9 protein-coding genes and 1 pseudogene are annotated in these 15,161 nt (G+C 65.4%); 6 read left to right on the top strand and 4 right to left on the bottom strand.

The features are described 5' to 3' along the window. The first annotated feature begins 169 nt into the window (after positions 1 to 169). Both ACP7AX_RS05330 and pknB read left to right on the top strand, forming a co-directional pair. A complete protein-coding gene (locus tag ACP7AX_RS05330; RefSeq protein ID WP_426225664.1) occupies positions 170 to 1,576 on the top strand; it encodes a LysM peptidoglycan-binding domain-containing protein in 1,407 nt (468 codons plus the stop codon). 114 nt (positions 1,577 to 1,690) lie between these two features. Beyond that, positions 1,691 to 3,802 (top strand): Stk1 family PASTA domain-containing Ser/Thr kinase, encoded by a 2,112-nt coding sequence (pknB, locus tag ACP7AX_RS05325; protein WP_131681826.1) that lies wholly within the window; start codon positions 1,691 to 1,693, stop codon positions 3,800 to 3,802. Between the two features lie 50 nt (positions 3,803 to 3,852). Here pknB and ACP7AX_RS05320 read toward each other — a convergent pair whose 3' ends face one another. Together ACP7AX_RS05320 and ACP7AX_RS05315 are read right to left on the bottom strand one after the other, a co-directional pair. Further along, entirely contained in the window at positions 3,853 to 5,247 is a 1,395-nt protein-coding gene (locus ACP7AX_RS05320) for a class II 3-deoxy-7-phosphoheptulonate synthase (RefSeq protein ID WP_426225663.1), read from the bottom strand. A 68-nt stretch (positions 5,248 to 5,315) separates the two neighbouring features. After that, positions 5,316 to 6,035, bottom strand: coding sequence for a 1-acyl-sn-glycerol-3-phosphate acyltransferase (locus ACP7AX_RS05315; RefSeq protein WP_131681828.1), 720 nt, complete (start codon positions 6,033 to 6,035; stop codon positions 5,316 to 5,318). Between the two features lie 111 nt (positions 6,036 to 6,146). On the opposite strand from ACP7AX_RS05315, the pseudogene ACP7AX_RS05310 reads away from it, so the two are divergent. The 3 genes and pseudogenes from ACP7AX_RS05310 to ACP7AX_RS05300 form a co-directional block, all read left to right on the top strand. Next, positions 6,147 to 6,905 (top strand): annotated as a pseudogene (locus ACP7AX_RS05310) (alpha/beta hydrolase); the annotation flags it as partial. Positions 6,906 to 6,941: 36 nt separating this feature from the next. Next, the gene (locus tag ACP7AX_RS05305) at positions 6,942 to 7,754 is read left to right on the top strand and encodes an alpha/beta hydrolase (protein ID WP_426225829.1); all 813 of its coding nucleotides are present in this window, start codon (positions 6,942 to 6,944) and stop codon (positions 7,752 to 7,754) included. Then, positions 7,747 to 8,349 (top strand): hypothetical protein, encoded by a 603-nt coding sequence (locus ACP7AX_RS05300; RefSeq protein ID WP_426225662.1) that lies wholly within the window; start codon positions 7,747 to 7,749, stop codon positions 8,347 to 8,349. Before ACP7AX_RS05305 ends, ACP7AX_RS05300 begins: the two co-directional genes overlap by 8 nt. A 40-nt stretch (positions 8,350 to 8,389) precedes the next feature. On the opposite strand, the gene ACP7AX_RS05295 is transcribed toward ACP7AX_RS05300, so the two are convergent. Continuing rightward, positions 8,390 to 9,481, bottom strand: a complete 1,092-nt coding sequence (locus ACP7AX_RS05295; RefSeq protein ID WP_426225661.1) for an ROK family glucokinase — start codon at positions 9,479 to 9,481, stop codon at positions 8,390 to 8,392. Between the two features lie 177 nt (positions 9,482 to 9,658). On the opposite strand from ACP7AX_RS05295, the gene ACP7AX_RS05290 reads away from it, so the two are divergent. Then, positions 9,659 to 11,467: an AMP-binding protein gene (locus tag ACP7AX_RS05290; protein WP_131681831.1), complete on the top strand. Its 1,809-nt coding sequence runs from the start codon at positions 9,659 to 9,661 to the stop codon at positions 11,465 to 11,467. A gap of 85 nt (positions 11,468 to 11,552) precedes the next feature. Here the strand turns inward: ACP7AX_RS05290 and ACP7AX_RS05285 are convergent, their stop codons facing one another. After that, positions 11,553 to 14,948, bottom strand: coding sequence for a pyruvate carboxylase (locus ACP7AX_RS05285; RefSeq protein ID WP_426225660.1), 3,396 nt, complete (start codon positions 14,946 to 14,948; stop codon positions 11,553 to 11,555). Between the last annotated feature and the right edge of the window lie 213 nt (positions 14,949 to 15,161).

Below are 15,161 nucleotides of genomic sequence, written 5' to 3'. Positions count from 1 at the left end.
GACACTCCACAAAAACTTCTGAACCGGCCATGGTTCCATTCTTGTGCTATGGGGAATTTCGTGAGAGATTCACATAGATCACATTTGTAACACTAATAACTTCAGTAACATTAGTATCAATAGTCACACGCTCATTCCTTCCCGGCAGTTGAAGAACAGGATTCTTTCCATGACGACATCCCGCTCGCCAAAGCAGCCCCCCAGGCCGAATCTGCCCATGATCGCCGTTACAACGGCGGCTCTGCCTGCGGTTGTCTTGTCGTCACTGGCCCTCGCCCAGCCGGCCGCAGCCCATTCCCCTGCCCGGCCGGTTCCCGCCACTCTTGCCGCCGCCATGAAGGCCCAGGCCGCCGAAGCCAAAGCCGGCCTGATCCCCGCAGCCGCCGTCTCCACCACCATTCCGGCAGCCTTCCAGCCGGCCCAGCCGGCAGCACCCGCCGAATACAGCGTTGCCAGGGGCGACACCATCAGCGGTATCGCCGGTAAGTTCGGCCTCGACACCTACGAGGTCCTCAAACTGAACAACCTTCAGCCGAACACCATCATTTATCCCGGCCAGAAGATCAAGCTGACCGGTCCGGCTGCTTCAGCGCCCGCCCAATCGGCCCCGGCAACCGCGGCCCCTGCGGCTTCGCCGGCCAGCGCGGGTGGCAGCTACACGGTTAAGTCAGGCGACACGCTCGGTGCCATTGCGGCCCGGCACAATGTCAGCCTCGCGGACATCTTCAGCTGGAACGGCCTGAACATGCGCTCCATCATCTACCCCGGCCAGAAGGTCAAGGTGGGCGCCGGTGAAGCTGCCGCTCCGGCCGCACCGGCACTCCAGCCCGCCTCCACTCCCGCGGCACCTGCGGCGCCTGCGGCTCCTGCCCCTGCTCCGGCAGCTGCACCGTCAGGCGCGTACACCATCAAAGCCGGTGACACCCTCTCTGCGATCGCCTCACGCCACGGCGTCAAACTTTCGGACCTCCTCTCGGCGAACCAGCTGAGCATGACAACCTTGATTTTCCCGGGCAATAAGCTGGTGATTCCCGGCGCGCCGGGTCAGCCCGCTTCCTCCGCTCCGGCACCGGCCGCCGCCGTGACACCGCTGGTACCAAGCTCCTTCCTGGGCTTCACCTACCCCGCGGCGGTTGTCAGCTCCGCGAACGAAAACAAGGCATTGCTGAATGCATCGCCGGTCCCTTCCCGGGCTCAGATGCGCACCATCGTGGCGGACACCGCCCGCCAGATGGGCGTGGACCCGTCCCTGGCCCAGGCGTTCGCGCACCAGGAATCAGGTTTTGACCAGCGCGCGGTCTCACCCGCGAACGCCATCGGAACCATGCAGGTGATTCCGACGTCCGGCCAGTGGGCTTCGGATCTGGTAGGCCGGAAACTGAACCTGCTGGATCCGTACGACAATGCGACGGCCGGTGTAGCAATCATCAAGCGTCTGATTGCAACCAGCAAGGACCTCGATACGGCAATTGCCGGCTACTACCAGGGGCAGTACTCCGTCAGCAAGTACGGCATGTATGACGACACCAAGGCGTATGTGGCAGCCATCAAGGCCCACCAGAAGAACTTCGGCTAAAGCACCCGGCAACGCTGCCAGGGCTTGCTGACGCAGTCATTGGCTTACTACGGACAGGGGTCCGGACCGCAGATCGGTTCGGACCCTTTTTCGTTGCGGGATTAGGATCGAAGGGTGCAGGAATACGTGTCTGATCGTCTTGTTGGAACGCTGGTGGATAACCGCTACGCCGTCCGCTCCAAACTCGCGCGCGGCGGCATGTCCACGGTTTACGTTGCCACCGACCTCAGGTTGGAACGTGACGTGGCGCTTAAGGTGCTGCACCCCCACCTGGCCACGGACGAGAACTTCCTCGGCCGGCTTGGCCGGGAGGCCAAAGCTGCGGCCCGGCTCTCCCACCCCCACGTGGTGGGCGTCCTGGACCAGGGCAACGATGGCCAGACCGCCTACCTTGTCATGGAATACATCAAGGGCCATACCCTCCGGGACGTCATCACGTCCAAGGGCGCCCTGCCTCCGCGGCTCGCCCTGGCCCTCATCGATCCGGTGATTGAAGGGCTGGGAACGGCGCACGCGGCGGGAATGATCCACCGGGACATCAAGCCGGAGAACGTCCTGATCGCCGACGACGGCCGGATCAAGGTGGGCGACTTCGGCCTGGCCCGCGCCGTCACCACGTCCACCAGTACCGGCGCCCTGATCGGCACTGTCGCTTACCTCTCCCCCGAGCTGGTGCTCGGCAAGCCCGCCGATGCGCGAAGCGACATCTACTCGGTGGGAATCATGCTTTACGAGATGCTCACCGGCAAGCAGCCGTTCGACGGCGACGTCCCCATCCAGGTCGCTTACCAGCACGTAAACGGGAGGGTGGGCCCGCCGTCGGCCCTCGTTCCGGGCCTTGCCGCGGAAGTGGACGAGCTGGTGCAGTGGTGCACTGACAACGATCCGGAGAACCGTCCTGTGGACGGGAATGCCCTGCTTCAGGAACTGCGCCACATCCGGACCAACCTCACGGACCGCGAACTGGACCTCCAGCCGCCCGCAGCCATCGCGGCAGGGGCGCAGAGCCCCACCGAAATCATCGCCCGCACCAATAACCCCACCAGTGTCATGTCGCCGCTGGCGCCCACCCGCCCACCACGGGTGCAGGAACAGCCCTGGGTCCAGGAACACCCCCTGGGGCAGCAGCGGCGGCCAGCTGAGCACCCTACCTCAGTGTTCCCCGGGGTGGTGTCCCCCCAGGCCTTTGACCCGCGGACAGCCGGCGCGTATGGACCGTATCCGGACACGGAGCCGGCTCCGCTCACCAAGCGGGCCCAGCGGAAGGCCGAGAAGGAAGCAGAGAAAGCAAGGTCACGGGCGGCAGCCACTCCGCTCAGATCCCTACGGGAAGGCAACCCGAGGCGCCGGGGGGCCCTGTGGGTGGTGGTCCTGATCATCATCGCTTTGCTCGCAACCGGGGCAGGCTGGTTCTTCGGGATGGGCCCCGGCTCCCCCGGAACCATCCCCGCGGTGGCCAATAAGACCGTGGCGCAGGCGCAGCTGCTCCTGAGCGAGGCAGGCTTCCAGTCCAGCACGCGCGACATCTTTGACGACGACGTCCCCTCCGGGCTGGTGGTGGGCTCGGAGCCAGGCGCCGGAACAGAGATCAGGAAATTCCAGCCTGTGGCCCTGTTTGTCTCCAAAGGACCACAACTGTTTGAACTGCCGAAGCTCACGGGCCTGACGCTGGATCAGGCCAAGAACGAACTGAACACGGCAGAGATGGCCTTGGGAACCATCGTGGAGCAGTTCGACGAGGGCATTGCCGCCGGCGTGGTCCTGGCCCAGGACCCTGCCGCGGGTACAGCGGCCCGGCGTGGGACGCCGGTTGCCCTGACAGTCTCCAAGGGCCCCGAGCCCATCGCCGTCCCGTCCGTCGTCGGGCTGGATGAGGATGAGGCAGTCGAAGCCATCGAGGCGGCCGGACTGAAAGCCGTTGTGGCCAAGGACGAGGTCAACGACAGGAACGTCCCCCGGGGCGCCGTCCTCAGCCAGGTGCCGGCGAACGGAACACTGACGCGGGGCGGCACCGTGACGCTGACAATTTCCAAGGGGCCCAAGCTCGTGGAGGTTCCGAGCTTTATCGGCAAACAGGCCGGCGAAGCCCGCAGGGAACTGGAAAAGCTGGGTTTCCAGGTGCGCGTGAACAACGTCCTCGGCGGCTTCTTTGGAACGGTCAGGGACCAGGACCCGGTTGAGGAAGAAGTTCCCGAAGGGTCAGTCATCACGCTGACAGTGGTGTAGCCGGCGTCTCCGCCAGCTACACCGTGCTCAGGTCATGTAGGCCGGTCCGGTCAGTGCTTCGCCAGCGCGCCGGCCACCAGGAAGGCCATCTCGAGGGACTGCATGTGGTTCAGGCGCGGATCACAGACCGATTCGTACTTGTCCAGGAAGGATTCCTGGTCGACGGGGTCGGCGCCACCCAGGCATTCGGCGACGTCGTCCCCGGTCATTTCGACGTGCAGGCCACCGGGGACAGTGCCCAGGGCCTGGTGCACCTCGAAGAACCCGCGCACCTCGTCAATGACGTCGTCGAAGTTGCGCGTCTTGTAGCCGTTGGGCGAGGTGACGGTGTTGCCGTGCATCGGGTCCGTGACCCACAGGACCTGCGCTCCCGAGGCTGTGACCTTCTCGACGACGGCGGGAAGCTTCTCGCGGATGTTTGCGGCGCCCATGCGGGTGATGAAGGTCAGCCGGCCGGGCTCGCGCTCCGGGTCCAGCTTCTCAATGAGGCGGAGGGCGTCGTCGCCGGTTGTGGACGGGCCGAGCTTGACGCCAATCGGGTTCCGGACGCGCGAGAGGAAGTCAACATGGGCGTGGTCGAGCTCGCGGGTGCGCTCCCCGATCCAGAGGAAGTGAGCCGAGGTGTCGTACGGGAAACCGGTGCGGGAATCGATGCGGGTCAGGGCGCGCTCGTAATCGAGCAGCAGTGCCTCGTGGCTGGCGAAGAACTCGACGCGCTTCAGTGCCTCGAAGTCCGCGCCGCAGGATGCCATGAACTTGATGGCGCGGTCAATGTCACGGGCCAGGGACTCGTAGCGGGCATGGGCCGGGTTCTCCGTGAAGCCCTTGTTCCACTGATGCACCGAGCGCAGGTCCGCGAACCCGCCCTGGGTGAAGGCCCGGATCAGGTTCAGCGTCGAAGCTGAGGTGTGGTAGGCCTTCAGCATCCTGGCGGCGTCGTGGCCGCGGGATTCGGGGGTGAAGTCATAGCCGTTGACGATGTCGCCGCGGTAGGCGGGGAGCGTCACGCCGTCGCGGGTCTCATCATTGGATGAACGCGGCTTGGCGAACTGGCCTGCCATCCGGCCCATCTTGATGACCGGCATGGCGGCACCGTAGGTGAGGACCACGGCCATCTGCAGGATGGTTTTCACCCTGGCGCTGATTTTGTCCGCCGTAGCCGCTTCGAAGGTCTCTGCGCAGTCGCCGCCCTGCAGCAGGAAGGCCTTGCCCTGCGCAGCGGCTGCCAGCCGTTCGCGGAGAACATCTACCTCCCCGGCGAAGACGAGCGGCGGGAGCACGGAAAGTTCCTTGACCGATGAGTCGAAAACGTCCTTGTCCTGCCAGCTGGGCTGCTGGGATACGGGGAGGCCGCGCCAGTCATCCAGGCCGGGATAATTGGCTGCTCCGCTCTGGGCGGTGCTGGACAGCGAAAAGACAGGTTTTGCAGATAGCTCAGTCACCATCTAAGACTAATGGGCGCGGCGGGCTTCGGAACACCTCACCGTCACGCGTCCAGGGCGCGGCGTCACAGTCAGCCTGCAGCCGGGCCCGTGCCTTTGGCCTCGGTTGCCGCGCCTGCGAGCCTGAGCTTCACTACGGCCGCGTACTCATCCACGTATTCCTGGCCCGAGAGCCGCATGAGCTCGAACATGATTTCATCGGTGACTTTGCGCTGGACTTCCCGGTCTTCCGCCTGGTCGGCGTACTGGCTGAAATCCAGGGGGGCGCCGAAGATCATGCCGATCCGGCGGATATTTGGCATCCTCTTGCCGATCGGCTGGACCTTGTCCGTTCCGATCATGGCCACCGGAATCACCGGCACTCCGGCCTGAAGAGCCAGCCTGGCGACGCCCACTTTTCCGCGGTAAAGCCTCGCGTCCGGGCTTCGCGTCCCCTCGGGGTAGATCCCCAGGAGCCCGCCGGAGGTCAGGACGTCCATTCCGGCACTGAGTGAAACGGCCGATGCCGCGCCGCCGGACCGGTCCATGGGCAGCTGGTTGGTGAGCCGGAAGAACATGGCCGTCAGCCGGCCTTTCAAGCCGGTGCCCGTGAAGTACTCGGACTTGGCAAGGAACACCACGGGCCGGCGGACCATGAGCGGCATGAAGATGGAATCGGAGAAGGACAGGTGGTTCGAGGCAATAATCGCCGCACCCTCAGCCGGAACGTTGTCCAGGCCCTTAACCCACGGACGGAAAAGAAGCCGCAGGACCGGCCCCAGGAAGATCCTCTTCATGACCCAATAGAACACGTTCAGAACCTCTCCGGAAGCCAGCCGGCCGGCCCTACGTCGGGTCAGGCAGGCACTCCAATGCAACCCTACTCTAGTGAGATTTGTCCGGAACAGTGACACGATGGTGTCATGACAGAAAGCAGCATCCCGCCCAGGCCTGCCGCTTTCAGCTACCCCGGCCACGGACCCAACGCGCGGACCGGAATCGCGATCTGCCACGGCTTCACCGGCAGTCCCCTCAGCGTGCTGCCGTGGGCTGAATACCTTGCCGCCCAGGGGTTTGCTGTGACGGTTCCGCTTTTGCCCGGGCACGGCACTGATTGGCAGCAGTTGGCGCGCTCCAACTGGCACCAGTGGTACACCAGCTTCGAAAGCGCCTACCTCGAGCTGGCCGCCCGGACGGACCGGTGTTTTGTGGCCGGCCTCTCGATGGGCGGCGCCATCGCCCTCCTCACGGCGGCCCGGCACCCAGTGGCAGGGGTTTCCGTGGTGAATCCGGGCCTGAGCTTCTATGACCGCCGCGTGCGCGTGATCGGCGTGCTGAAGTATTTCCAGCGCACCACGTTGCCCATTCAGGAGGAAAAGCCGACGGCGGCAACCACCGAAGACGGCGACTACACCCGGACGCCGCTGGCGGCAGTGCACGAACTGAAAAAGCTCTTCGGCACCGCAACGCGCGGGCTGCACCAGGTCAATGCCCCGGTGCAGGTCTTCAAGTCCCGGACCGACGCCGTCGTTCCTCCCACCTCGCTTGCCGCCCTGCGGCAACGTCTCGGACCGAGGCTGGTGGAGGTGGTTGACCTGCACAACAGCAGCCATGTTGCAACCCTTGACGTTGACGCGCCGGAGATTTTCACCCGCTCCAGCAGGTTCTTCCTCGATCACTCTGACACTGCGGACGCCGCCCAAAACCACGGAGACCCCATGGCAAGCCTTCCGGACCACAGCCCTTTCAGCTGCGCCACCCAGGGGGACGGCGCCCGGATCGGTGTAGTGCTCTCGCACGGGTTCACGGGCAGCCCGCACGGGCTGCGCGCCTGGGCGCAGTCTTTTGCGGACGCAGGCTTCGCAGTGCGCATGCCGTTGCTCCCCGGCCACGGCACCAGCTGGCAGGAACTTGCGAGGACACGGTGGCAACAGTGGCATGCCGCCCTGGACGAGGCCTACCTTGACCTTGATTCACAGTGTGACCACGTATTCGTCGCGGGAATGAGCATGGGCGGAGCCCTTGCCCTGAGGATCGCGGCCACCCGGCCTGTTGCGGGTGTGGTCCTGGTGAACCCGGCGCTGGTCATCGATGACCCCCGGGCTCCCCTTGCCGGGATCCTGAAGCTGGTGCTCAAGAGCACACCGGCGATCGCCAACGACATCCTGAAACCCGGCGTGGATGAAGGCGCTTATCCGCGCACGCCGGTTGCTGCTGCCCATGAGATGAACAAGATGTTCAAGGACACCATCAGGCTGCTCCCCCGTGTCACCGCCCCGGTCCGGGTTTTCCGCTCAACAGTGGACCACGTGGTCTCCGACTCGAGCATCGTGGCCCTGCGCCGCGGACTGACCCACGCACCGCTGACCCTGACCGCCCTCGAGAACAGCTACCACGTGGCAACCTTGGACAACGACGCCGAAGAAATCTTCCGTGGGTCCGTCGAGTTCCTCCGGACGGTGGCCGAAGAGGCGGCACCCGCGGACGCACCGGCGACTGATCTGCTGCAGAAGGGCACCACCCATGACTAAGCCAGGCTCGGGCTCACCGGACCAGGGAGCAAACCAGGACGACGCCGTCTGGCTCGATCTGGTGGCACGGCTCGAGGCAGATTCCGGGGCAGGCGGGCCGGCGGAGGCGGGGTCCGGTGATTCCGGCGCAGATGAGAGCGCTACGGGCGCGCCGTCCCGGTCAGCAACTTTCCGCGACTTCGATCCTTTGGGACTCGCGGGTGCTGCCCCTACCGAACTGTCGGCCGCCGAGCGGCTCGCGTCCGCGCCGGGCGCCCGCGCCGAGGACCAGGACGGCACGGGCGGGCACCACGAGGCTTCCGAAGCCACCAGTTCCGCCTCCGTAGGTCCGCGTGACTACGAGGTGGAGGCCGACGACGGAGCTTTCGTTCCCGAGGACCCGCCGAGCCTGGCTGGAACGGATCCGCTGACCATGCTGGCCTGGCTGGGTGCCGTGGGTGCGCCTATTGCGCTGGTCCTTTCCGCAATGTTCTGGCGGTCCGCCCCTGTCCTGGCGGTGGTGGGCATCGTGGCGGTGTTTGTCCTCGCCGTGGTGTATCTGGTCATGAAGCTCCCCCAGGAAAAAGACGAGAACGACGACGGCGCACGCGTCTAGCGGGCGCCACCGGCACGGGTGCCTGGCCGGCCTGCTGCCCTCAGCTGCGCATCCGGCTGCTGACGCGGGACAGGTCAGCGGCTCCGATGAGGCCGGCGTTGGGTCCGAGGGCTGCCAGCTCGATCCCCGCGGCAGGACGGAAACCCCGGCCGGTTAGGTTTCGGGCAAAGGCTTTGCGCGCCGGCTCCAACAGGAGATCGCCGGCCGAGCAGAGTCCCCCACCGATCACAAAAAGCCCCGGGTCAAGGGCCGCGGCCAGGTTGGCCAGGCCCAGGCCCAGCCACTCCCCCACTTCGTCCAGGAGTTCCCGGCACGCAGCGTCGCCGGCCAGGGCGAGTTCGGTGACAGTCACCCCGGTGATCCGGTCCGTGTTTCCGTCAACGGCGGCCAACAGTTCGTGGGCCACCGGCGATTTGGCCCGTGCAAGGATCCTGGCTTCACGTCCCAGGGCGTTCCCGGAGGCATACTGCTCCCAGCATCCGCGGTTTCCGCATTCGCACCGGTGTCCGCCAGGCATGATGATCTGGTGGCCGAATTCGCCGGCCACGCCAAAGCGGCCGCGCTCCACCCGGCCATCCATCACCATGGCGCCGCCGATCCCGGTGCCCAGGGTGATGCACACCAGCCTGTCCTCACCCTTCCCGGCACCAAAGCGCCATTCCGCCCAGGCTGCGGCGTCGGCGTCGTTCGTCAGCAGTACGGGCCGGCGCAGCAGGCTCTGCAGGTTTGCACGCAGGGGTTCATTGCGCCAGGCAAGGTGCGGGCTGAACAGTACCGTGCCGGCGTCGAGGTCCATCCACCCGGCTGCTCCGATACCTACCGAAGAGATCCGGTGGCCGGCTGCCAGCTCCTCCACCACCTCCACGATGACCTTCTCCACGGCGCGGGGATCGCTGCCGGGGGTGGAGCGCCGGGTTTCGCTGAGGATCCTGCCTTCAGCGTCCACCACTCCACCGGCCACTTTGGTACCGCCGATATCGATGCCGATCGCCAGCCCCTTGCGCCCCAACCGCAGGTGTTCGCGGAAGCCTTGCCCCAGACCCGGCCGCACCTGCACCGCCTGTTGCCGTCGGCGCCAGGGCACTTGACGTCGTAGAGAACCGGCCTGATCGCCGTGGGGCGGTGCATACATAGTCCCTCATTGTATGCGGCGGGGCAGGTCACCACCGGAGGCCGCGCGGACAGCCCTTTCCCCGGGCGTTGACTCCTAAGTTACTCGCCAGTAGGTTGAATACTGCACGGCCACGTTGCAGGCGTATTAGTCTTTAGGCATACCCTGTGCGGGTCTATGGATATCAAAGGAGCTATAGTGCGCGAATTCAGTGTTCCGCCGCTGGTTGTGGTCCCCCCGGAAACCAACATCACCGATCTGCTGCTGCGGCAAGCCGGCAAGGCCAGCAACCCTTCGCTGTTCTCACGGCTGGACTCCGCAGGCGCCTGGCAGGATGTTTCCGCCAAGGACTTCCTGGCCGACGTCTCCGCGCTTGCAAAGGGCCTGATAGCCAGCGGTGTGGGGGCCGGCGAGCGTGTGGGCATCATGTCCCGCACACGCTACGAATGGGCCTTGGTTGACTTCGCCATCTGGTTCGCCGGCGCGGTCCCGGTTCCGATCTACGAGACCTCATCGCCGTCCCAGGTCGCCTGGAACCTCGGTGACTCGGGCGCCGTCGCAGCGTTCGGCGAGGCCGCCCACCACGAGGACATCATCCGGCAGGCCGCCACGTCAGAGGGGCTGACGGCGCTGCAGCACGTCTGGCAGCTTGAAGGCGGCGGGCTGGACGCCGTCCGCGAGGCCGGGCGCGGGGTCAGCGATGCCGAGCTTGAGGCCCGGCGGACGTCGGCCAAGCTGACGGACATCGCCACGATCATCTACACCTCCGGCACTACCGGCCGGCCCAAGGGCTGCGAACTGACCCACGGTAACTTTGTGGAACTCTCCGACAACGCCCTGGCCATCCTCAGCGACGTCGTCAACGAGAACTCCAAAACCATCATGTTCCTCCCGCTGGCGCACGTCTTTGCCCGCTTCATCTCCGTCCTTGCAGTGGCGGGCGGTGCCACAGTGGCGCACACGCCGGACATCAAGAACCTTCTCGCCGACCTGCAGAGCTACCAGCCCACGTTCATCCTTGCCGTACCGCGCGTCTTCGAGAAGGTCTACAACTCGGCGCTGACCAAGGCTGAGGACGGCGGGAAGGGTGCGATCTTCCACAAGGCCACGGAAACCGCTATTGCCTTCTCCAAGGCCCGGCAGGCCGGCCATGTTGGTCTTGGCCTCAAGCTCCGCCACGCCCTGTTCGACAAACTCGTTTACGGCAAGCTGCGTGCAGCCATGGGCGGCAACGTTGCCCACGCGGTATCCGGCGGCGGACCCCTGGGCGAACGGCTCGGCCATTTCTTCCAGGGCATCGGAATGCAGATCCTTGAGGGCTACGGCCTGACAGAGACCACCGCCCCCATTTCAGTGAACACCCCCGCGCTGATCAAGATTGGCTCGGTGGGCAAGCCGCTGCCAGGCAACTCGGTCCGGATCGCTGAAGACGGCGAGATCCTGGCCAAGGGCGTCTGCGTGATGCGTGGCTACTACAACCGCGAAGACCTCTCTTCGGAGACCTTTGATGACGGCTGGCTGCGCACCGGAGACATCGGGCGCCTCGATGACGACGGTTTTGTGTGGATCACGGGCCGGAAGAAGGAAATCATTGTCACCGCGGGCGGCAAGAACGTCATCCCGGCCCTCCTGGAGGACCAGATCCGCGCCGATGCGCTGGTTTCGCAGGTCCTGGTGGTGGGTGACAACCGGCCCTTCATCGGCGCCCTGGTGACCTTGGACCAGGAAGCCCTGCCAGGCTGGCTGCAGCGCCACGGTCTTCCGGCCTCCACAACCCTTGAGGAGGCAACGGATAATTCCGTGGTCAAGGCAGCAGTGCAGGACCTCATCACGCAGGCGAACGCGTCCGTATCCCAGGCTGAGGCCATCAAGTCCTTCCGGATCGTCCCGTCAGACTTCACCGAAGCCTCCGGCCACCTGACCCCCTCCATGAAGGTCAAGCGCGCCCAGGTGATGAAGGACTTTGAAAACGTCATCGAAGAAATGTACGGCGCTCCCCGCAGCTAAGCGCGGAAACGAAAAACGCGGGGTCACTTCCCGCCCTTCCGATCGACTCGGACTGGCGGAAGTGACCCCGCGTTGTGTTTAAGCGCTACTCCACGACCAGGAGGAGATCTCCGCCCTGGACCTGCTCTACGGCTGAGATGGCGAGCCGGGAGACCTTGCCGCCCACCGGCGTCGTGATGGAAGCTTCCATCTTCATCGCTTCGATGGTTGCCACAGTGTCACCGGCGTTGACGGTCTCACCCGGCTTGACGGTGACCGTAACAGCTCCGGCAAACGGTGCGGCGACGTGCCCCGGCTGCGCGGGGTCGGCTTTCTCGGCGGCCTTGACGTTGCTGACAACGGAGCGGTCCCGGACCACAACGGGCCGCGACTGCCCGTTGAGCGTGCACATCACGGTGCGCATGCCCTTCTCGTCCGGTTCGGAGACCGCCTCGAGCGAGGCGATCAGCCGCACGCCCTTCTCCAGCTGGATTTCGTGCTCGGCGCCGCGCTGAAGTCCGTACAGGTAGTCGCGGGTATCGAGGACGGAAATGTTGCCGTAGGTCTCCACGCTCTTCAGGTAATCCTTGGTGGGGCCATCAAAGAGCAGCCTGTTCAGCGTGTGCTGCCGGGTCTTGGAGTCTCCCTTGAGCGCGGCGCTGTCCTCGGGGCTGAGATCCACGTCCCGGACCTTGATGCTGCGGCCCTGGAGCGCCTTGGTGCGGAAAGGCTCCGGCCAGCCGCCTGGAGGATCGCCGAGTTCCCCGGAGAGGAAGCCGATGACCGAATCGGGGATGTCGTAATTCTGCGGGTTCTCGTTGAAGTCTGCAGGGTCGGCGTTGAGGCCCACCAGGTGCAGGGCGAGATCGCCCACCACCTTGGAGGAGGGCGTGACCTTCACCAGGCGGCCCAGGATGCGGTCTGCTGCCGTGTACATGTCCTCGATGGCTTCGAAGCGTTCACCCAGGCCCAGCGCCATGGCCTGCTGGCGCAGGTTGGAGAGCTGGCCGCCGGGGATCTCGTGCTTGTAGACGCGGCCGGTGGGACCGGGCAGGCCGGACTCGAACGGCGCGTAGACGCGGCGCACAGCCTCCCAGTACGGTTCCAGGGAGCTGACGGCGTCCAGGTCCAGCCCGGTGTCCCTGGGGGTGTGGGCCAGGGCTGCCACGAGGGCTGAGGCTGACGGCTGGCTGGTGGTGCCGGCCAGCGAAGCGGAGGCAACATCCACGGCATCCACGCCGGCGTCAACTGCTGCCAGCAGGGTGGCCAGCTGGCCGCCCGCGGTGTCGTGGGTGTGGAGGTGGACTGGGAGATCGAACCGTTCACGCAGTGCGGCAACCAGCTTGGCGGCTGCGGCAGGACGCAGCAGCCCTGCCATGTCCTTGATGGCCAGGATGTGCGCGCCGGCGTCCACGATCCGCTGTGCCAGTTCAAGGTAGTAGTCCAGCGTGTAGAGCTTCTCGTCCGGGTTCAGCATGTCGCCGGTGTAGCACAGGGCCACTTCTGCAACAGCTGTTCCCGTGGCACGGACCGCGCGGATGGCCGGAGCCATCTGGTTTACGTCGTTCAGGGCATCGAAGATCCGGAAGATGTCGATTCCGGTGGCCGCTGCCTCATTGACGAAAGCCTCCGTCACTTCCTCCGGGTACGGCGTGTAGCCCACGGTGTTGCGGCCGCGGAGCAGCATCTGCAGGCAGACGTTCGGCAGCGCCTTCCGGAGTGCAGCCAGGCGGTCCCAGGGGTCCTCACCCAGGAAACGCAGCGCCACATCGTACGTGGCACCGCCCCAGGCCTCGACGGACAGGAGTTCCGGAAGCAGAGCGGTGACAGCGGGACCAGCGGCAACGAGGTCCCGGGTGCGCACACGCGTGGCCAGCAGCGACTGGTGGGCATCGCGGAAGGTGGTGTCAGTGACGGCCACTGCAGTCTGCTCACGCAGCGCCTTGGCGAAGCCCTCGGGGCCGAGTTCCTGCAGCCGCTGACGGGAACCCGCGGAGGGCTGACGGTCACCGACGGCGGGAAGCTTGGCTGCCGGATCGGAGTGCACCTTCAGCTCGCCGTTGGGCTTGTTGACGGTCACTTCGGCCAGCCACGTGAGCAGCTTGGTGCCGCGGTCGGCGGAGACGCGGGCCTTGAGCAGCTGTGGACGCTCATCGATGAAGTTGGTGGCGACGTCGCCGGCAATGAAATCGGCGTCGTCCAGGACCGCCTGCAGGAATGAGATGTTGGTTGACACACCGCGGATGCGGAACTCGGCGAGGGCACGGCGGGCACGGGCTACTGCCGCCGGGTAGTCGCGTCCCCGGCAGCTGAGCTTGACCAGCATGGAGTCGAAGTGGGGGCTGATCTCGGCACCCGAGTAAACGGTGCCGCCGTCGAGCCTTACACCGGCACCGCCGGCGGAGCGGTAACCGGTGATCTTCCCGACGTCGGGCCGGAACCCGTTTGCCGGGTCTTCGGTGGTGATACGGCACTGCAGCGCCGCACCCTTGAGCTGGACGGTCTCCTGTGAGAGCCCGAGGTCCGCGAGGGTTTCGCCCGAAGCGATGCGCAGTTGGGCCTGGACCAGGTCAACATCGGTCACTTCCTCAGTGACGGTGTGCTCCACCTGGATGCGGGGGTTCATTTCGATGAACACGTGCTGTCCGGCGCGCTCACCGACGGTATCCACCAGGAACTCGACTGTTCCGGCATTGACGTAGTTCAGTGCCTTGGCGAACTTGACGGCGTCCCGGTAGAGAGCCTGGCGGATGCCCTCGTCCAGGTTGGGCGCGGGCGCGATCTCGATGACCTTCTGGTGGCGGCGCTGGATGGAGCAGTCACGCTCGAACAGATGGATGACGTTGCCCTCGGCATCGGCCAGGATCTGTACCTCGATGTGGCGCGGGCGAAGCACTGCCTGCTCCAGGAACATGGTGGGATCGCCGAATGCGGCGTCGGCTTCACGCATGGCCGCCTGGAGGGCTTCGGGCAGGGCCTCACGGGTGTCCACACGGCGCATGCCGCGCCCGCCACCGCCGGCGACGGCCTTGGCGAAGATGGGGAACCCGATCTCGTCTGCTGCGGCGATCAGCTCGTCAAGGTCTTTGGACGGCTGGCTGGACTTGAGGACAGGAACGCCGGCCTCTTTTGCCGCCTTCAGGGCCGCCACCTTGTTGCCGGCCAGTTCCAGCACTTCTGCCGGCGGACCAACGAACGTGATGCCCGCTTCCTGTGCTGCGCGTGCGAGGTCCGGGTTTTCGGACAGGAAGCCGTATCCGGGGTAAATGGCGTCGGCGCCGGATTCCTTGGCAACCCGCACCACCTCAGCCACGTCCAGGTACGCCCGGACGGGATGGCCCTCCTCACCGATCAGATATGCCTCATCGGCCTTCTGGCGGTGGATCGAGTTTCGGTCTTCATTCGGAAAGACGGCAACGGTCTTTGCGCCCAGCTCGTAGCTGGCGCGGAAGGCCCTGATCGCGATTTCGCCGCGGTTGGCCACCAGAATTTTGGAAAACATACTTCTCCTGCATCATTGCGGGTGTATCGGTAGGTGGTCACAGTGTCTAGGAGCCGCGCAGACAAACACAAATCATTGTGGCCACAGTCACAGAAACCTCCGTCATGTCCCGCAAGGTCCGACGGAAGCCGGCAGGCCTGGCCACACCCACTTTCCGCGATGCCATGCCGCGTACCCGGAAGGCAGGATTCACCGGCACAATCAACATATGAT

Source organism: Pseudarthrobacter sp. DSP2-3-2b1, from assembly GCF_049895945.1.
Taxonomy (GTDB): Bacteria; Actinomycetota; Actinomycetes; order Actinomycetales; family Micrococcaceae; genus Arthrobacter.
Note: the sequence above shows the minus strand (reverse complement) of the source record. Positions and strands in the feature narration are given on the sequence as shown.